This window comes from Pseudomonas sp. XP1, from assembly GCF_053557675.1.
This window is the reverse complement of record NZ_JBNRIJ010000006.1, coordinates 164,005-182,287: the sequence shown is the minus strand read 5'-3', so window position 1 is coordinate 182,287 and position 18,283 is coordinate 164,005. Positions and strand designations below refer to the sequence as shown.

16 protein-coding genes are annotated in these 18,283 nt (G+C 63.7%); 9 read left to right on the top strand and 7 right to left on the bottom strand.

The features are described from left to right. Positions 1-293 precede the first annotated feature (293 nt). Genes ACK1U9_RS08445 through ACK1U9_RS08435 form a run of 3 tightly spaced genes read left to right on the top strand, consistent with a single transcriptional unit; the run spans position 294 to position 2,540 of the window. A complete protein-coding gene (locus tag ACK1U9_RS08445; RefSeq protein ID WP_449109819.1) occupies positions 294-1,250 on the top strand; it encodes a PoNe immunity protein domain-containing protein in 957 nt (318 codons plus the stop codon). Positions 1,251-1,265: 15 nt separating this feature from the next. Further along, entirely contained in the window at positions 1,266-2,228 is a 963-nt protein-coding gene (locus ACK1U9_RS08440) for a PoNi-like cognate immunity protein (protein WP_108481613.1), read from the top strand. A gap of 54 nt (positions 2,229-2,282) precedes the next feature. Beyond that, positions 2,283-2,540 (top strand): PAAR domain-containing protein, encoded by a 258-nt coding sequence (locus tag ACK1U9_RS08435; protein ID WP_046615644.1) that lies wholly within the window; start codon positions 2,283-2,285, stop codon positions 2,538-2,540. A gap of 42 nt (positions 2,541-2,582) precedes the next feature. Here ACK1U9_RS08435 and ACK1U9_RS08430 read toward each other — a convergent pair whose 3' ends face one another. Further along, complete coding sequence (locus ACK1U9_RS08430; RefSeq protein WP_449109818.1) at positions 2,583-2,750, bottom strand: DUF6026 family protein; 168 nt, start codon at positions 2,748-2,750, stop codon at positions 2,583-2,585. 152 nt (positions 2,751-2,902) lie between these two features. Between ACK1U9_RS08430 and gnd the strand changes: the two genes are divergently transcribed. The 4 genes from gnd (at position 2,903) to ACK1U9_RS08410 (ending at position 8,184) form a co-directional block, all read left to right on the top strand. Continuing rightward, a complete protein-coding gene (gene gnd, locus ACK1U9_RS08425) occupies positions 2,903-3,937 on the top strand; it encodes a phosphogluconate dehydrogenase (NAD(+)-dependent, decarboxylating) (protein WP_256573610.1) in 1,035 nt (344 codons plus the stop codon). After that, positions 3,934-5,439: a glucose-6-phosphate dehydrogenase gene (gene zwf, locus ACK1U9_RS08420; RefSeq protein WP_108481131.1), complete on the top strand. Its 1,506-nt coding sequence runs from the start codon at positions 3,934-3,936 to the stop codon at positions 5,437-5,439. Before gnd ends, zwf begins: the two co-directional genes overlap by 4 nt. Positions 5,440-5,583: 144 nt before the next feature. After that, the gene (locus ACK1U9_RS08415; RefSeq protein WP_108481130.1) at positions 5,584-7,380 is read left to right on the top strand and encodes a glycoside hydrolase family 15 protein; all 1,797 of its coding nucleotides are present in this window, start codon (positions 5,584-5,586) and stop codon (positions 7,378-7,380) included. 183 nt (positions 7,381-7,563) lie between these two features. Beyond that, the gene (locus ACK1U9_RS08410; RefSeq protein ID WP_015270992.1) at positions 7,564-8,184 is read left to right on the top strand and encodes a TetR/AcrR family transcriptional regulator; all 621 of its coding nucleotides are present in this window, start codon (positions 7,564-7,566) and stop codon (positions 8,182-8,184) included. Positions 8,185-8,215: 31 nt separating this feature from the next. Here ACK1U9_RS08410 and preA read toward each other — a convergent pair whose 3' ends face one another. The 3 genes from preA to hydA all read right to left on the bottom strand — a co-directional run bounded on the left by preA (position 8,216) and on the right by hydA (position 12,510). Continuing rightward, positions 8,216-9,490, bottom strand: a complete 1,275-nt coding sequence (gene preA, locus ACK1U9_RS08405) for an NAD-dependent dihydropyrimidine dehydrogenase subunit PreA (RefSeq protein ID WP_046615648.1) — start codon at positions 9,488-9,490, stop codon at positions 8,216-8,218. Then, positions 9,491-10,858, bottom strand: a complete 1,368-nt coding sequence (locus ACK1U9_RS08400) for an NAD(P)-dependent oxidoreductase (protein WP_196188022.1) — start codon at positions 10,856-10,858, stop codon at positions 9,491-9,493. Between the two features lie 212 nt (positions 10,859-11,070). Beyond that, positions 11,071-12,510: a dihydropyrimidinase gene (gene hydA, locus ACK1U9_RS08395; RefSeq protein WP_085599396.1), complete on the bottom strand. Its 1,440-nt coding sequence runs from the start codon at positions 12,508-12,510 to the stop codon at positions 11,071-11,073. A 343-nt stretch (positions 12,511-12,853) separates the two neighbouring features. Between hydA and ACK1U9_RS08390 the strand changes: the two genes are divergently transcribed. Together ACK1U9_RS08390 and ACK1U9_RS08385 are read left to right on the top strand one after the other, a co-directional pair. Then, positions 12,854-14,344 (top strand): NCS1 family nucleobase:cation symporter-1, encoded by a 1,491-nt coding sequence (locus tag ACK1U9_RS08390; RefSeq protein ID WP_046615651.1) that lies wholly within the window; start codon positions 12,854-12,856, stop codon positions 14,342-14,344. A 138-nt stretch (positions 14,345-14,482) separates the two neighbouring features. Next, positions 14,483-15,766: a Zn-dependent hydrolase gene (locus tag ACK1U9_RS08385; protein ID WP_108481127.1), complete on the top strand. Its 1,284-nt coding sequence runs from the start codon at positions 14,483-14,485 to the stop codon at positions 15,764-15,766. Positions 15,767-15,808: 42 nt separating this feature from the next. On the opposite strand, the gene ACK1U9_RS08380 is transcribed toward ACK1U9_RS08385, so the two are convergent. The 3 genes from ACK1U9_RS08380 to ACK1U9_RS08370 all read right to left on the bottom strand — a co-directional run bounded on the left by ACK1U9_RS08380 (position 15,809) and on the right by ACK1U9_RS08370 (position 18,187). After that, entirely contained in the window at positions 15,809-16,768 is a 960-nt protein-coding gene (locus tag ACK1U9_RS08380; protein WP_108481126.1) for a ribonuclease Z, read from the bottom strand. A gap of 178 nt (positions 16,769-16,946) precedes the next feature. Beyond that, the gene (locus tag ACK1U9_RS08375; RefSeq protein ID WP_046617235.1) at positions 16,947-17,492 is read right to left on the bottom strand and encodes a lipocalin family protein; all 546 of its coding nucleotides are present in this window, start codon (positions 17,490-17,492) and stop codon (positions 16,947-16,949) included. 80 nt (positions 17,493-17,572) lie between these two features. Next, positions 17,573-18,187, bottom strand: a complete 615-nt coding sequence (locus ACK1U9_RS08370; RefSeq protein ID WP_108481125.1) for a dihydrofolate reductase family protein — start codon at positions 18,185-18,187, stop codon at positions 17,573-17,575. Between the last annotated feature and the right edge of the window lie 96 nt (positions 18,188-18,283).

Genomic DNA, 18,283 nt, shown 5'->3' with positions numbered 1-18,283 from the left:
ATCTGTGAAAAAGAGCGGGAGTTCGCCAACCCTGAACGGGGGGCGCGTTTTCGCCGGGTAGTTTGCCGGTTACAAAGGGGAGTAAGGGGTTTCCGAGCGCCAGGCAGATGAGTGATGCGTGGATTGTCCCCGGATTACAAAGCGTGTTGGGACGTAAGGAGGGAGATGCGATTCGAGAAGCGGGGTACGAGCGGTGGCTAATAGTAGTAAACGAAAACGGGGTCGTATCGAGTGTGACTAAGCTCGAAGGGAATGCAAGTGCCATTGTTGATACTGTTCGCTAGGGGGATGTCATGGCGCATTTTGATCTGATTAAAAGAGAACCGCTTCTTCAAGAGAAGTTTTATCTTGACGATGTGTCGTATTTGAAAGAGAAATACTTTGAGCGGAGTGCTGAGGAATTTTTGGCTAGGTCTTGGCCAGACTACGTTAATGTGGAGGGATTAAGTTGGGGGTGGTGCTTTCAGTCACTTGAGCTATTGATTGAATTGTATTCAGGGGGGGAGCCAATAGAGTCCCTCCGGCCCTATGCTGAACACGTGTTTTCTCAGTTTCAACGTCACAAGCAAGCTTATCCGAGTTTCAGCTTGAAACTGTGGGAGCCGGATGCCTATCAGTACACACTCTGGCTTCTATCGTTTGCAGTGCTGTTCAACAAGCCCGGGCGCATCAGGCAAATCGCAGGTTTTTTGAGTGAAGACCCAGATGACGGTGAGGACATCCTGTTGCGGCAACTGTTTTCCCGTGTGGGGGTGACGATCCCCGGGAGTACGTTGATTCATGAGCGCCCCTATCATGAATTGCTCAATGCCGTAACTACCGAGAAGGATGAGCAGCAACAGGCAGTGCGTAGTTACCTGAAGCAGTGGTATCGCGGCATGCGCAACTGTTATTGGCATGACCGGCACAAGGCACGAAGCGATGCGGGTTTCTTTGGCTATTGGGCATTTGAGGCAGGATTGGTCACTGTGTTGTGGGGCGTCGACGATACGCCCTATAGAGATCTTCCTTTCTACCCGAAGGATTTGGTAGACGATGCTCGCAAGCGTCAAGTTATCAAAAGCTTCCCTGAACAACTGCAAAGCGCGCCATATTCGGATGCGCTTGCCAGGTCGGGCGAAATCTGCCCGCGCACGGGTGTGTGGGTATGTGATGAATGGGCGGTGGGGCCTCAGACATTCATGCAAGGCGTAGAGATGCCGAGCGAAAATGGGCGCTCTCTGGTTTGGCGCTTGGTGAAAGGCTTATAGCGTGCGGGAGGGCCGATGGGCCAGTTCGACAGCATCAAGCGCGACCCGTGGATGGTCGAGCAGCATTACCTGGCTTCGACCCGTGAAAAAGAGCAGGAATTCGCCGACCCTGACGCCCAGGCATTGCTGAGCGGGCCAGCCGAGCACAGGCACCACTACCGTGGCCTTAGCCGTGACTGGGCCCACATGGCACTGGAGCTGGCAGTGCAGCGGTATTCCGGTGGCGAGCCGATGGAACTTGTAGAGGCCTATGCAGACTATGCGTTCGCCCAGTTCGCCCGGCATTTTTCGGCGTACCCGGCAACCAGCGAGCAGTTGCGCCCCTGGGTGTCGGATGAATACCGGCTTGCCTTGTGGCTGTTGTCGCTGGCGGTGCTGTGCGGTTACCCCGAGCGTGTCGACCAGGTACTGGGTTGGCTGAACCAGGACGACGAGCGCAGCCCCGACCTGCTGCTGCATCGCCTGTTCCAGCGGCTGGGCAAGGCCTACCCTGGCACCTCATTGCTTCACCCCGAACCTTATGGCGCCTTGCTGGAGAGCCTCGACCTGAAAGGGCCCGCGCAGCATGACGCGCTCATGCACTATCTCGGGCAGTGGTACGCCAATGCGCACGTTTGCTACTGGCACGAGCGCCACACCCGGGCACGGAGTGACCACTTGGGTTACTGGGCCTTCGAGGCCGCACTGGTGGCGTTTTTATGGTCTGTGCAGGGTGATGGCCTGAAAAGCGCTCCTCACTTTTACCCGCAGGCGCTCATCGAAAGGGCGCATTACCGACGCCTGGGCAAGCAGTTCCGCGACCCGGAAACCGCCAGGCGCGAGGATGCCCCAGGCTGGCCTTCCGGCACGCCTTGCCCATGGCCCGGGTACTACGTCTGCGTCGAGCGCATGGTGGGCGAGCAGGTGTTCATGCACCAGGTACCTTTCCCTGAGATCGATGGCCAGGTCGTGCACTGGCGGCTGTCGAGAACGTTCTGATTGGCGCTGCCGGCATGCGTGCCTGGCGCCTCACATGATTCGGGAGTGGCAACAATGCCCGCCATCGTTCTGCTGGGTCACCCTCACCACTGCCCATTGTGCGGCCCGACCAGCATCAGCAGCGGCTCCAGTCTGTTCTTCGTCAACGGCAGGGCAGCCGCCAGGGTTGGCGACAGGCTCGGGTGTGGGGCGGTGATTACCAGCGGCTCGGCACTGATGATGGATGATGGGCAGCCGCTTGCCAGGGTCGGCGATGCCACCAGTCATGGCGGTACCCTGGAAAATGGCGATAATAGCTGGCTGCTCGATTGAGCGATGTGGGAGCAGTTCAGCTCCCACAGGGACGGGGCAACTTCAGAGGCTGACGGCCTTGCCGTCTGTGCGTGCTTGCGCCAGCAGCAGGTTCAATTGGGCGACCTGCTGGCGCAGCTGGTCACGTTCGTCCTTCAGTTTACGCAGCTCATCACGGCGCACGGAGACATAGAGGGGCTGGGTTGGGGTTGCAGGCATCAAGGTACCCATGAGCACACCTCGCGGTTTTGGCTGGTGACAAGTTAAAGCGTAGACGCTTCAGGCGGGCGCATTTTGAATTCTTTCGCAGGTCTTGGGAACTTTTTTGTTTATCGTTGTCTCGCCGTTCGTCGCTGAACCCTCGATCGGTTCGCTGGACTAATCTGAAAAGCTGGATTGTGTTGTCATTTATTTCGAAAGGGGAGCATCGGCTCATGCAACTGGGAATCATCGGGCTGGGCCGCATGGGCGGCAATATCGCAAGGCGCCTGATGCGCGCCGGCCACCGTACGGTGGTGCATGACCGTAACCGCGAGGCCATCGACGGCCTGGAAGGCGAGGGCGCCCAAGGCGCGCACGACCTCGGTGCGCTGGTACAGAAGCTGAAAGCACCGCGTGCGGTGTGGGTCATGCTGCCCGCCGGCGAGCCCACCGAGCAGACCATTGCTCAACTGGCCGAGCTGCTGGAGCCGGGCGATGCGATCATCGACGGCGGCAACACCTTCTACAAGGATGATGTGCGCCGCGCCGCCGAGCTGGCCAAGCGCCGGCTGCATTACCTGGACGTCGGCACTTCGGGCGGCGTGTGGGGCCTGGACCGTGGCTACTGCATGATGATCGGTGGCGAAAAGGACGTGTTCGAGCGCCTGGAACCACTGTTCAAGGCGCTGGCCCCGGGCGTGGGTGACATCCCGCGTACCCATGGCCGCAGCGGCGAGCACCAGCGTGCCGAACACGGCTACATCCACGCCGGCCCACCCGGTGCCGGGCACTACGTGAAAATGGTGCACAACGGCATCGAGTACGGCCTCATGCAGGCCTATGCCGAAGGTTTCGATCTGCTGCGCAGCAAGGGCGGCAACGAACTGCCGGAAGACCAGCGTTTCGACCTGAACGTGGCCGAAATCGCCGAAGTGTGGCGGCGTGGCAGCGTGGTCACCTCGTGGCTGCTCGACCTCACCGCCGATGCGCTGGTGGCCGACCCGCAGCTGTCGCAGTTCAGTGGCTCGGTATCCGACAGTGGTGAAGGCCGCTGGACCATCGACGCCGCCGTCGAGCAGGCGGTGCCGGTGCCGGTGCTGTCCAGCGCGCTGTTCGCCCGCTTCCGCTCGCGCCAGCAGCAAGGCACCTATGGTGACAAGATTCTCTCGGCCATGCGCCTGGGCTTCGGTGGCCACGTCGAGAAAAAAGCCGAATGACCAAACAGAGCATTCCGGCCGCTCCGCCATGCACTCTGTTCCTGTTCGGCGCCAATGGCGACCTGGTCAAGCGCCTGCTGATGCCGGCGCTTTACAACCTCAGCCGTGACGGCCTGCTGGACCGCAACCTGCGTATCGTTGGTGTCGACCACAACCCGGCCACTGCCGAGGAATTCGCCGGGCGCCTGCATGCGTTCATGGTCGAGCGTGACAAAGGTGGCGAGGGCACGGCCAAGTGCCTGGATGAGAAGCTGTGGGCACGTCTGGCCAAGCGCCTGGATTACCAGACCGGCGATTTCCTCGACCCGGCCACGTACCAGGCCCTCGCCAAGCGCATCGACACAACCCGCCACGGCAACGCCATCTTCTACCTGGCGACCTCGCCGCGCTTCTTCCCCGAAGTGGCGCAGCGCCTGGGGCAGGCCGGGCTGCTCGACGAATCGGCCGGCGGTTTTCGCCGCGTCGTGGTCGAAAAGCCCTTCGGCACCGACCTGGCCAGCGCCGAGGCGCTCAACGCCTGCCTGTTGAAGGTAATGGGCGAGCGGCAGATCTACCGCATCGACCATTACCTGGGCAAAGAGACGGTGCAGAACATCCTGGTCAGCCGGTTCTCCAACGGCTTGTTCGAGTCGTTCTGGAACAACCACTACATCGACCATGTGCAAATCACCGCTGCGGAAACCGTAGGTGTCGAGACCCGTGGTGCGTTCTACGACAGCACCGGCGCGTTGCGCGACATGGTGCCCAATCATCTGTTCCAGTTGCTGGCGATGGTAGCCATGGAGCCCCCGGCGGCGTTTGCCGCCGATGCCGTGCGCAGCGAAAAGGCCAAGGTGATCGGCGCCATCCGTCCGTGGTCGACGAAGATGGCCTTGAAAAACTCCGTGCGCGGCCAGTACAGCGCCGGCAAGCAGGGGCGCAAGCAGTTGCTTGGCTACCGCCACGAGGCCAACGTCGCGGCGGACAGCCAGACCGAGACCTATGTGGCGCTGAAGGTGATGATCGACAACTGGCGCTGGGCTGGCGTGCCGTTCTACCTGCGAACTGGCAAGCGCATGAGCGTGCGTGATACCGAAATTGCCATCTGCTTCAAGCCCGCGCCTTATGCGCAGTTCCGCGAATCGGAGCTGGAGCGGCCCAAGCCCAATTACCTGAAAATCCAGATCCAGCCCAACGAGGGCATGTGGTTCGACCTGCAGGCCAAGCGCCCCGGGCCGGAGCTGGTAATGGAGAATGTCGAGCTGGGCTTTGCCTACAAGGACTTCTTCAAGATGACCCCGGCGACCGGCTACGAGACGCTGATTTACGACTGCCTGACCGGTGACCAGACCTTGTTCCAGCGGGCTGACAACATCGAGAACGGCTGGCGCGCGGTGCAGCCATTCCTGGATGCCTGGGCCCAGGGCGGCGAGGTGCACGAATACCCGGCCGGTGAAGACGGGCCCGAGGCCGGCAATGAATTGCTGACCCGGGACAAGCGGGAGTGGCATCGGTTGGGGTGAGTTATTTGTAAAGCCTGTGCTGGCCCTTTCGTGGGTGAACCCGCTCCCACAGGGATATCGATGGTTTCAAGGCCTGTGATGTACCTGTGGGAGCGGGTTCACCCGCGAAAAGGCCAGCACAGGCAACCATACTAAGGAGCCTCAATGCCGGCCCACATCGAAGACTATGCCCTGCTGGGCAATTGCCGCAGCGCCGCCCTGGTCAGCCGCGATGGCTCGCTCGACTGGCTGTGCCTGCCACGCTTCGACGCCCCCGCGGTATTCGCCGCACTGCTGGGCAACGAGGAAAACGGCCGCTGGCGCCTGGCCCCCAGCGACCCGGTCGAACACAGCAGCCGCCAATACCTGGACGACACCCTGGTGCTGGAAACCATCTGGGTCACCGCCACCGGCCGCGCCCGCGTGCTGGACTTCATGCCGCTGGGCGAGGTCAACGCGCTGGTGCGCATCGTCGAAGGCCTAGCCGGCGAAACCAACTTCGAAATGGACCTGGTAATGCGCTTCGACTACGGCCGCAGCGTGCCCTGGGTAGAACGGCTCGACCCGCTGACCCTCAGCGCTGTCGCCGGCCCCGACCGACTGATTCTGTGCAGCACCGTTCCCCCGCATGCCCGCGACCAGCACACCGTCGCCCGCTTTCGCGTCGGTGCGGGCGAACGCCAGGTGTTCAGCCTGCGTCACCAGCCATCGCACCTGCCGGTGCAGCCCGGCTGTGATAGCGACGAAGCGCTGGCGCAGACCATCGACCAATGGCAGGCCTTCGCCGCCCGCTGCCCACAGGTGGGCCCATACTCCTCCTTGGTGCGCCGCTCGCTGCTGACCCTCAAGGCCATGACCTATGCGCCCACCGGCGGCATCGTTGCCGCCGTCACCACCTCGCTGCCCGAGCGCATCGGTCACGAGCGCAACTGGGACTACCGCTTCTGTTGGCTGCGCGACGCGACCATGACACTGCTGGCCTTCATGAACCTCGGCTACTTCGATGAAGCCCAGGCTTGGCGCGAGTGGTTGTTGCGCTCGGTGGCCGGCAACCCGGAGCAGATGCAGATCATGTACGGCCTGGCCGGCGAACGCGACCTGCAGGAATACACCTTGCCGTGGCTGGCCGGCTACGAGCACTCGCAACCGGTGCGGGTGGGCAATGCAGCGTCAGCGCAGATGCAGCTGGACATCTACGGCGAGCTCGCCGATGCCATGACCCAGGCAATCAAGGGCGGCTTGCCCCGCCACTCGCGCAGCGCCGCCATCGCCCGCTCGATCCTGCCTTACGTCGAGCGCATCTGGCGCCAGGCGGACGAGGGCATCTGGGAAGTGCGCGGCGGCCGGCAGCAGTTCGTGCACTCCAAGGTCATGGCCTGGGTGGCGTTCGACCGTGCCGCGGGGCTGGCCGACACCACCGAGGAGGGCCGCGAGCGCGGGAGGCATTACCGCCAGGTGGCTGACGAGATTCGTCGTGAAGTGTGCGCGCAGGGCCTGGACCCCAGCGGCCGCTTTTTCGTCCAGGCCTATGGCTCGACCGAGATGGACGCCAGCTTGTTGCAGATCGCCCTGACCGGCTTCCTGCCCGCGGATGACCCGCGCTTTTTGCGCACGCTCGAACAGGTCGAACAACGCCTGCTGAAAAACGGCCTGCTGCTGCGCTATGACAGCGATCGCTGCAGCGATGGCCTGACGGCCGGGGAGGGCACCTTCCTGGTGTGTTCGTTCTGGCTGGCCGACGTGTATGTATTGCTGGGCCGCCAGGCAGAAGCGCAGGCACTGTACGAACGCTTGACCGGCCTGTGCAACGACCTTGGCCTGCTGGCCGAACAGTACGACCCGGCGGGCCAGCGCATGCTTGGCAACTTCCCCCAGGCGTTCAGTCATATCGGCATCATCAACACCGCACTGAACCTGCACCGCGCACAGTGCCCGGTGCGTGATCGGGCGAGCTGTAGCTAAGTCAGGTGGCGGTCTCCTACAGGGATTGCGCTGGCTTGGAGTAAGCGGAGTAGACTAGGGCAAACCCCTTTGGCACGGAGCACACATGGGCATTCGCGGTACTGACCGGCAGATCGACAACATCGAGTTCAATTTCATCTACCCAGACGGTCATGAGCTGGCGGTGTGGACGGCCCAAGCCTGATGGCCAACCACAAGATCGAAATCCGCCGACGCAATATCGAGAAGATTCTGCAGGCGGCGGAAAAGGTGTTCGCCGAGAAGGGCTATGGCGCCACCTCGATGGGTGATATCGCCGAGCAGGCCGAGTTGCCGCGTTCCAACCTTCATTACTACTTCAGCACCAAGGACGACCTGTTCCGTGCTGTGCTGCAGGACCTGTTGGATGTGTGGAAGCAGGACGCGCTGTGCTTCGAGAACTTCGACGACCCGCGCGTGGTGCTCACCAGTTACATTCGGGCAAAGATGGGCCACTCGCGCTCGCGGCCGCTGGGCTCGAAGATCTGGGCCGAAGAGATGCTGCATGGGGCGCCGGTGCTGGGGGTGAACCTGGATGAAAGCCTGGTGCCCTGGGCCAAGCTGAAGGAAGCCAAGATCCGCCGCTGGGTGGAGGAGGGGCGCATCCTGCCGGTGGAGCCGTCGGCGCTTTTGTACATGATCTGGGCCTCGACCCAGCACTATGCCGACTTTGGTTACCAGGTGACGTTGCTCAATGGCGGGGAGGCGTTGTCGGACATGGCCTTTGAAAATGCCGTGCAGACGGTGACCAGTGTGATCTTGCGGGGGATCGGGCTGGAGCCTTGAGGTCGGGGCCGCCGCGCGGCCCCGATGGGTTTCAGCTGGCCTCGCGGTAGGGGTTACGCGGGTCCTGCGTCCAGTTCAGGTAAGGCTTGCCGGTATCCTGAGCCACCATTTCGATGCAGCTCTCCACCGGGCAGGTGATCTGGCACAGGTTGCAGCCCACGCATTCTTCCTCGATCACACTGTAGGCATGCGTGCCATCTGCCTTCAGCGTACTGGCAATCGCCTGGTGGGAAGTATCCTCACAGGCAATGTGGCAGCGCCCGCAGCCAATGCATGCTTGTTGGTCGATGTGCGCCACCGACTTGTAGTTCATGTCCAGGTACTTCCAGTCGGTGGTATGCCCTACCGCCTGGCCGCGGAACGCCTCGATGTTGTGGTGCCCATGCTGGTCCATCCAGCGCGCCAGGCCGTCCTTCATGTCCTCGACGATGCGGAAGCCGTGCAGCATCGCTGCCGTGCACACCTGCACGGCGCCGCTGCCCAGGGCCATGAACTCGGCTGCGTCACGCCAGCTGCCGATGCCGCCAATACCGCAGATCGGCAAACCGTGCGTCTGCGGGTCGCGGGCGATTTCCGCCACCATATTGAGGGCAATCGGCTTCACCGCCGAACCGCAGTAGCCGCCATGGGTGCTCTGGTCACCTACGATGGGGTGGGCGACCATGCGATCGAGGTCGACGCTGGTGATCGAGTTGATGGTATTGATCAACGACACCGCATCGGCCCCGCCACGGTGGGCGGCGCGGGCCGACTGGCGGATGTCGGTGATGTTCGGCGTGAGCTTGACGATCACCGGCAGCGAGCAGTACGTCTTGCACCAGCGGGTGACCATTTCGACGTACTCCGGCACCTGGCCGACCGCCGCACCCATGCCGCGCTCCGGCATGCCGTGCGGGCAGCCGAAGTTCAGTTCGATGCCATCGGCCCCGGTGGCTTCCACCAGCGGCAGGATGAACTTCCACGAGTCTTCCACGCACGGCACCATCAGCGACACGATCAGTGCGCGGTCGGGCCAGTCCTTCTTCACCTGGGTGATTTCGCGCAGGTTGATGTCCAGCGAGCGGTCGGTGATCAGCTCGATGTTGTTGATGCCCTGCACCTGGCGGTTGGGGCCGTAATGCGCCGAGTAGCGCGACGACACGTTGACTGCCGCCGGGTCTTCGCCCAGTGTTTTCCACACTACGCCACCCCAGCCGGCCTCGAAGGCGCGGACCACGTTGTAGGCCTTGTCGGTTGGCGGTGCGGAGGCCAGCCAGAAGGGGTTGGGTGCCTTGATGCCGGCAAATTCGATGGACAGGTCGGCCATTTACGCAGCCTCCACGTTGAGCATGAGTTGGGCATGGATGGCTTCGGCGGCCAGCTTGCCGTGTTGCACGGCCTGGACGGTCAGGTCCTGGCCCAGGGCGGTGCAGTCGCCGCCGGCATAGACCCCCGGCAGGCTGGTCTGCATCGTTTCGTCGACGCGGATGCGCTCGCCGTCGCGCGCCAGCTGTGCGGCCACCGGGTCGCCGAGGCTGGCGTCGTCGAAGCGTTGCCCGATCGCCTTGAAAATTGCATCTGCGGCCAGCTCGAAGGTTTCGCCAGTGTCGTGCAGGCGGCCGTCTGCCAGCTCGGTGCGGGCAAAGCGCATGCCGCGCACCTTGCCGCTGTCGTCCAGCAGCACGGCATCGGGGCGGGCCCAGGTGTGCAGGCGTACCTGGTTGGCCTTGGCGATGTCCTGCTCGTGGCCGGTCGCACCCATGTCGGCATGGCCGCGGCGGTACACCAGGTTGACGTCGCGAGCACCCAGGCGGCTCATCTGCACGGCCATGTCGATGGCGGTGTTGCCGGCGCCGATCACCAGGCAGCGGTCGGCCAGGGGCAACTGGCTCAGGTCGTCGGCCTGGCGCAGTTTGCGGATGTATGTGGTGGCGGCGAGCAGGCCGGGGGCCTCTTCATCCGGCAGGCCGAGCTGGCGCACAGCATTCAGGCCGAGGCCGAGGAACACTGCGTCGTACTGGTCGCGCAGTTCGCCCAGGCCGAGGTTGCTGCCCAGGCGCTGGCCATGGCGAATTTCAATGCCACCGATACCAAGCAGGAATTCCACTTCACGCTGGGCGTAGTCGTCCACCAGCTTGTAGCGGGCGATGCCGTACTCGTTGAGGCCCCCGGCCTTGTCGCTGGCCTCGAACACGACCACATCATGCCCGTGCATGGCCAGGCGGTGGGCGCACGACAGCCCGGCGGGGCCGGCACCAACTACGGCGATGCGCTTGCCAGTGGCCGGCGAGCGCTGGAACGGGTGCTCGGTGAAGTGGGCGTTGTCCAGGGCATAGCGCTGCAGCTGGCCGATCAGCACCGGTGCGCATTCCTGCGCGTTGTTGCGTACGCAGGCTTGCTGGCAAAGGATTTCGGTGGGGCAGACGCGGGCGCAACTGCCGCCGAGGATGTTGGCCGAGAGAATGCGCTCGGCGGCGCCTTGCAGGTTTTCGTCGCTGATGCGGTGGATGAACGACGGGATGTCGATCTCGCTGGGGCAGGCGTTGACACAGGGGGCGTCATAGCAATACAGGCAGCGTGCGCTTTCGACGGCGGCCTGGCGGGCGGTGAGGGGTGGGGCCAGGTCGCTGAAGCGCTCGGCCAGCTGGTCGGCACCGGCCCGGGGGCGCGGCAAGTGGTTCAGAGCGTCGATCACGGTTATAGCCTCTTTCTTGTATTTGGCTTGGAATGGGGGCGCTTTGCGTCCCAATCGCCGGCAAGCCAGCTCCCACAGGTACAGTGTTGTCCCTGAGAGCAGTGCCATCCCTGTAAGAGCTGGTGCCATCAGGAGAGCCACGTCCTGGAGAGCAGCACTATTCCTGTGGGAGCTGGCTTGCCGGCGATGGGCTGCGCAGCAGCCCAATGGCTTCAGCGCTGCACGGGCGTCGGCCGCTGCACTTCGGCCCTGCGCCCCAGCACCTCATACACCGACGGATACGCCGGCCGTTCCACATACCGCCCCGCGCCTTTTTCCGCACGCAGGTCGCCATCGGCCCAGAGCACCTTGCCCTGGCTGATGGTATGGCTGGGGATGCCGCGCACGGTACGGCCTTCGAAGATGTTGAAATCCACCTGCTGGTGGTGGGTCTTGGCCGAGATGGTGCGGGTGCCTTGCGGGTCCCACAGCACCAGGTCGGCGTCAGCGCCAACACGAATGGCACCCTTGCGCGGGAACAGGTTGAAGATCTTCGCGGTGTTGGTGGAGGTCAGCGCGACGAACTCATGCATCGACAGGCGCCCGCTGTTCACCCCGGCATCCCACAGCACCGCCATGCGGTCCTCGATGCCGGCAGTGCCGTTGGGGATACGGCTGAAGTCGTCGCGGCCCATGGCTTTCTGTTCGGCGCAGAAGCAGCAATGGTCGGTGGCGGTGGTGTGCAGGTTGCCCGACTGCAGCCCGCGCCACAGTGCCTCCTGGTGTTCACGTGGGCGGAATGGTGGGCTCATCACATAGCCTGCGGCGGTGGCCCAGTCCGGGTCGCGGTAGACGCTGTCATCCAGCAGCAGATGGCCGGGCAGGACTTCACCGTACACCGGCTGGCCCTTGCCCCTGGCATAGGCGATTTCGTCCAGCGCTTCGCGGCTGGAAACATGCACCAGGTACAGTGGCGTGCCCAGGGTCTCGGCAATGCGGATGGCGCGGCTTGCCGCCTCGCCCTCGACCTGGGACGGACGTGACAGCGGGTGGGCTTCTGGCCCGGTCAGGCCCTGGGCCAGCAGTTTTTTCTGCAGGTGGTACACCAGTTCGCCGTTCTCGGCATGCACGGTGGGCACTGCACCCAGTTGCAGGCATCGCTCGAAGCTGGCGACCAGGGTGTCGTCGGCGGCCATGATCGCATTCTTGTAGGCCATGAAGTGTTTGAAGCTGTTCACCCCATGGTTGGCCACCAGTTCGCCCATCTCTTCGGCTACCTGCTCGCTCCACCAGGTGATGGCGACATGGAAGCCGTAGTCGCTGGCGCTTTTCTGCGCCCAGCCGCGCCAGGTGTGAAAGGCCTCCAGCAACGACTGCTGCGGGTTGGGGATGACGAAGTCGATGATCGAGGTAGTGCCACCGGCCAGGCCCGCGGCGGTGCCGCTGAAGAAGTCCTCGCTGGCCACGGTGCCCATGAACGGCAGCTGCATGTGGGTATGCGGGTCGATGCCGCCGGGCATCAGGTACTGGCCGCTGCCGTCGAGGGTTTCGCAGCCGGTGGGCGGTTCGAGGTTTTGCCCGACGGCGCTGATAAGGCCATCGGCACACAGGACATCGGCGGGGTAACTCTCTTCGTGGGTGACCACGGTGGCGCCACGGATCAACAGGGACATGCCGTTTTCCTCGCAGGCTGACCGGTCTGGGCCGGTTCTTGGAATTGTCTTGGTGCAGGGCGGGCAGGGGTGGTTAATCCTGTCAGGCCTGACAAGATTCGAGGCTAGATGCAGATCCTGGATTCGGCAAGAAAATTTTCACATTAAATTTGTGGTTTTTAAGCTATTGATATTAAAGAGTTAATTTATTTCAGCGCGTTGACTGCGCGGTTTTCCAAAGCGTTGACTAACTTGACAAGATGAAAATCTGGTCGAGATTTTCAAACACATGAATGCGTGTGTACTCCGGCCATCGAGTGAACCCGATGGGCAAACAACTACAAAAAATCTGGAGAAGGCTCCCATGCAGCAAAGCAGATCGGAAGTGGTCGAGCAGGATGGCTTGTTCGAGCTGTCCGAGGGCAGCGATGTTCTCGACAGCCCGCGCTACAACCACGACATCGCCCCGACCAAGGTGCACCAGCGTACCTGGAACAAATGGCATATCACCGCCCTGTGGGTGGGCATGTCCATCTGCGTGCCCACCTACACCCTCGGCGGCGTGCTCACCGCCTACTTCGGCCTCAGCGTGGGCGAAGCCTTGCTGGCGATCTTGCTGGCCAACCTGATCGTGCTGATTCCGCTCACCCTCAACGCCTTCCCTGGCACCAAGTACGGCATTCCGTTCCCGGTGCTGCTGCGTTCGTCGTTCGGCATCATCGGCTCAAACGTGCCATGCCTGATCCGCGCGGTAGTCGCTTGTGGCTGGTTCGGCATCCAGACCATGTTCGGCGGCTTGGCCATCCACCTGTTCCTCGGCTCGGTGTTCGACGGCTGGAAGGCCCTGGGCGGCACTGGCGAGGTGATCGGCTTCATGATCTTCTGGTGCCTGAACCTGTGGGTGGTGCTGCGCGGCGCCGAGTCGATCAAGTGGCTCGAAACGCTGTCGGCACCGCTGCTGGTGGCGGTTGGCGTAGGCCTGCTGTTCTGGGCCTTGCCGCACATGTCGATGACCGAACTGCTGGCCCAGCCGCCCAAGCGCCCGGAAGGAGCGAACATGCTCGGCTACTTCTGCGCCGGGCTTACCGCCATGGTCGGTTTCTGGGCCACGCTATCGCTGAACATTCCCGACTTCAGCCGTTACGCCCGCAGCCAGAAGGACCAGATTCTCGGGCAGATCTTCGGCTTGCCGCTGACCATGTTCCTGTTCGCCGCGTTGGGCGTGGTGCTGACCGCTGCCTCGGCGTCGCTGGTTGGCGAGACCGTGTCCGACCCGGTCAGCCTGATCGGCAAGATCCACAGCCCGTTCTGGGTGGCCCTGGCCATGGCGCTGATCGTGATCGCCACGCTGTCGACCAACACCGCGGCGAACATCGTGTCGCCGACCAACGACTTCCAGAACATCGCCCCACGCCTGATCGGTCGCAGCCGAGCGGTGTGGCTGACCGGCTTCATCGGCTTGGCGCTTATGGGGCATGAGTTGCTGAAGAAGCTGGGCTGGATCGTCTCCGACCTGAGCCTGGAGAGTGTGTACTCCAACTGGCTGCTGGGTTATTCCAGCCTGCTGGGGCCGATCGCCGGGATCATGGTGGTGGACTACTTCCTGATTCGCCGGCAGAAGCTGGACCTGGCCGGGCTGTACCGCGACGACGTGTACCCGGCGTGGAACTGGGCCGGTTTTGCCGCCTTTGCGTTGCCGGTGGCGCTGACCGTCATGGCGATTGGCAACAACAGTTTCAGCTGGTTCTACGACTACGGCTGGTTCACCGGTTCGCTGCTGGGTGGGGCGCTGTATTACCTCTTCGCCGGCGTGGTCGCGCGCAGCCCGGCGCGAGTGGCCAAGCCCTTGCCGTGAGACCGCGCTGGCTTTTTCGCGGGTAAACCCGCTCCCACAGGTACAGCGCAGGTCCCGAGGCCAACGCGGTCCTTGTGGGAGCGGGTTTACCCGCGAAGAGGCCAGCACAGACAACAGAAAAGCCTGAAGGAGAAACCCGTGACCCCAGTCAAAGAGATCCTGAAGACCACCACTCACCATATCGACAGCACCCGCCTTTGGCAGTCCCTGATGGACCTGGCCCGCCTCGGTGCCACCGCCAAGGGCGGCGTGTGCCGCCTGGCCCTGACCGACCTCGACCGCCAGGCCCGCGACCTGTTCGTGCAGTGGTGCGAGGCCGCGGGTTGCACGGTCAGCATCGACGCCGTTGGCAACATATTCGCCCGCCGCCCCGGGCGTAACCCCAAGCTGCCCCCGGTAATGACCGGTAGCCACATCGACACGCAGCCCACCGGTGGCAAGTTCGACGGCTGCTTCGGGGTGATGGCCGGGCTGGAGGTGCTCCGCACCCTCAACGACCTCGGCGTGGAAACCGAAGCACCGCTGGAAGTGGTGGTGTGGACCAACGAGGAAGGTTCGCGCTTTGCGCCGTGCATGATGGGCTCCGGGGTGTTCGCCGGCAAGTTCACCCTGGAGGAAACCCTGGCCAAGCGCGACGCCCAGGGTGTCAGCGTTGGCGAGGCGTTGAACGCCATCGGCTACGCCGGTCCGCGCGTCGTGTCAGGCCACCCGGTGGGGGCCTATTTCGAAGCGCATATCGAGCAGGGCCCGATCCTCGAAGATCAGCGCAAGACCATCGGCGTGGTGCTGGGCGCGCTGGGCCAGAAGTGGTTCGACCTGACCCTGCGCGGTGTCGAGGCGCACGCCGGCCCTACGCCCATGCACCTGCGCAAGGACGCCCTGGTTGGCGCGGCGGCGGTGGTGGAGGCAGTCAACCGCACCGCCCTCGGCCACCAGCCCCATGCCTGTGGCACGGTGGGTTGCCTGCAGGCCTACCCAGGTTCGCGCAACGTGATCCCGGGCGAAGTGCGCATGACCCTGGATTTCCGTCATCTGGAGGGTGAGCAGCTGAATGCCATGATTGCCGATGTGCGCGCGGTGATCGAGGCGACCTGTGCCAGGCATGGCCTGAGCCACGAACTGGTACCCACGGCCGATTTCCCGGCGTTGTACTTCGACCAGGGGTGTGTCGATGCTGTGCGTGAATCTGCGCAGGCGCTGGGCCTGCCGCACATGGACATTGTCAGCGGCGCGGGGCACGACGCGATCTTCCTGGCCGAACTGGGGCCGGCGGGGATGATTTTCGTGCCGTGCGAGAACGGTATCAGCCATAACGAGATCGAGAACGCCACACCCGAGGACCTGGCCGCGGGCTGCGCGGTGTTGCTGCGCGCGATGCTGGCGGCGTCCGAGGCGATTGCCAGTGGCCGGTTGGCGGCATAGTGGAGCAGCGGGTTGTGGCGAGCACCTGCGAAGCTCCACAATTCATCCCGCGGGCTCAAGACAGCCATCGCGCCCAATGTGATAACGCTGCAGGTCCTGCGCCAGGGTCAGCCGCCCGCTGTAGTGGGCGAGGGCTTCGTCGCGCACGTTGTCGATGCTCGGGCTGCGCCGTGGGTCGCTCTGGTAGCGGGCGCTGAAGTGCGTCAGCACCAGGTTGCGCACGCCCGCAGTTTCGGCAAAGCGCGCCACTGCAGCCGCGGTGCTGTGGCCGAAGGTGACCCCTGTGCGCTCGACCACCGCCTGGGTGAACGTGGCCTCGTGCACCAGCACGTCCGCGCCCTCGGCAACGTCGGCCAACAGCTCGGGGTTGTCGTTGTCGCCGCACACGATCACCCGCCGTGGCGGGCGTGAAGGGCGTAGGTAGTCATTGCCGTGCAGCAGCCTCCCGCCATGCGGCACCGTCAGGCCCTTGGCCAGGTCGCCCCACAACGGGCCGCGGGGGATGCCTTCGGCTTCCAGGCGCGAGATGTCCAGCCGCGGTTCGGGTTTTAGTTCGGTGAACACGAAACCGACGCTCGGCACCCGGTGCGAAAGCTGCACGCTGGTCACTTGCAGGGCGTCACTGCGCCACTCCACCAGCTCTTCCACGGCCAGCAGGCGCAGTTCGAACGGCAAAAAGGTATCACTGGCCACCAGCCCCTGGCGCACCCAGTCGTGCAGGGCGGCGGGCAGAACAAGGTCCAGTGGCTGGGTGCGCCCGCTCATGCCGGCGCTGGCCAGCAGGCCCGGCAGGCCGAAGCAATGGTCGCCATGCACGTGGGTGATGAAGATGGCACGCAAGTCGCGAATCGACAGCGGCGTATGCAGCAGCCGGTGCTGGGTGCCTTCGCCGCAGTCGACCAGGTACCAGTGGCTGCCACTGGCTTCGATCACAGCGGTGGCACTGACGTTGCGCGCCTTGGTCGGCACGCCGGCGGAGGTGCCCAGAAACAGCAGGTCCATGGTCTGCCTCCTTGTTTCAGTCCGGCAGTGACGCCAGTACCAGCGGGCCGATGTGCGTCAGACGGAGACAAGGTGCTGATGGCGGCGTGGTACTCAACGGGCTCGTTCCTTCAAGGTGTACGGGGGCGCACACCTTAGCCGGATTGCCGCATGTCGTCGATGGCGCGCCAGGTCTTGCCTACTCGGCCTGCCGCCAGATGAGCTTGCTGGTGTCATAGCCTTGCTCCCGGGCGATCGTCAGCAATTGCTCGCGCAATTGGTCGGTGACCGCGGGCGTGCGCGAAAGCAGCCACAGGTATTCGCGGTTCGGGTGGCCGACCAACGCCACGCGGTAGTCCTGGTCGTGGTACAGCACCCAGTACTCGCCCTTGGTCAGGCCGGGCGCGAGGCGGCTGAACCAGTTGTCGAAGCGCACCCAGAGCTTGTCGGTGCTGCCCGGTTGCTGGGCTTCGGCGATGCCCTTGGCCTGGTTCCACTGGCCGTCCTTTTCCCGGCAGCGGTTGGTCACGTCGATGCGGCCGTCCTCTCGCAGCCCATAGCGCGCCTCGGACTGCACGCAGTTGCGCTGAAAGAACATCGGCAGCCGCGCGAGTTCGTACCAGGTGCCCTGGTAACGTTGCAGGTCGACCTGCTGGGTGCGCGGCGGCGCCGGGTGATCGTTGCCGGCGCAGCCGAGCAGGGCCAGGGTCATGCAGGAAAGCAGCAACGTGTTGCGTAGCGCCATGGTGAACCTCCTTGATACGGACAGGGCTTACCTGTGTTTCGATGCGGGCGAGAGGCAAAAGTTGTACAGAATCGTGCCTTTCAGAACGAACCGGTCTGCACTTCGCCAGCACGCACGTAGCGGGCGATGACCACGCCCTTGGGCGAAACCTGCGAGTGCTGCAGGGTGAAGGCCGCCGCTGCCGCATCGTCGCCGAACAGGCGCTTGCCGTGGCCGAGCAGCAACGGGTGGATCAGCAGTTGCAGTTCATCGACCAGGCCCGCCGACAGCAGTTGTTGCACCAGATCGCTGCTGCCCTGAGTCAGCAGGTTGGCGCCGTCCTGTTGTTTCAGCGCGCGGACCGCTGCGGTGACGTCCGCGCCCAGGGAGTGGCTGTTGTGCCAGTCGAGGGTTGCGGGGGTGTGGGTGGCCACGTGCTTGGGCACGCTGTTGAACAGGTTGGCGATGGAGAAGTCTTCCGAGCTGTCTTTTACCTTTGGCCAGTAGCCGGCGAAGATGTCGTAGGTGCGACGGCCCAGCAGCAGCTCGAAGGGCTGGCTGAACAGGGCCTGCATGGCCTGGCCGAAGACTTCCTCGGCGTAGGGCACGATCCAGCCGCCGTAGGTGAAGCCGCCGCTGGTGTCTTCCTGCGGGCCGCCGGGGGCCTGCATGACACCGTCGAGGCTGATGAAGGCGGCTACGATGAGTTTGCGCATGGGGACTCTCCTGTTGGCAGCCGGGGTGGCTGGGGGCATGGGATAGTCGAATGGCGGGCAGCAGAATCGACGGGGCCTTGTGCTGTGTCTGCACTG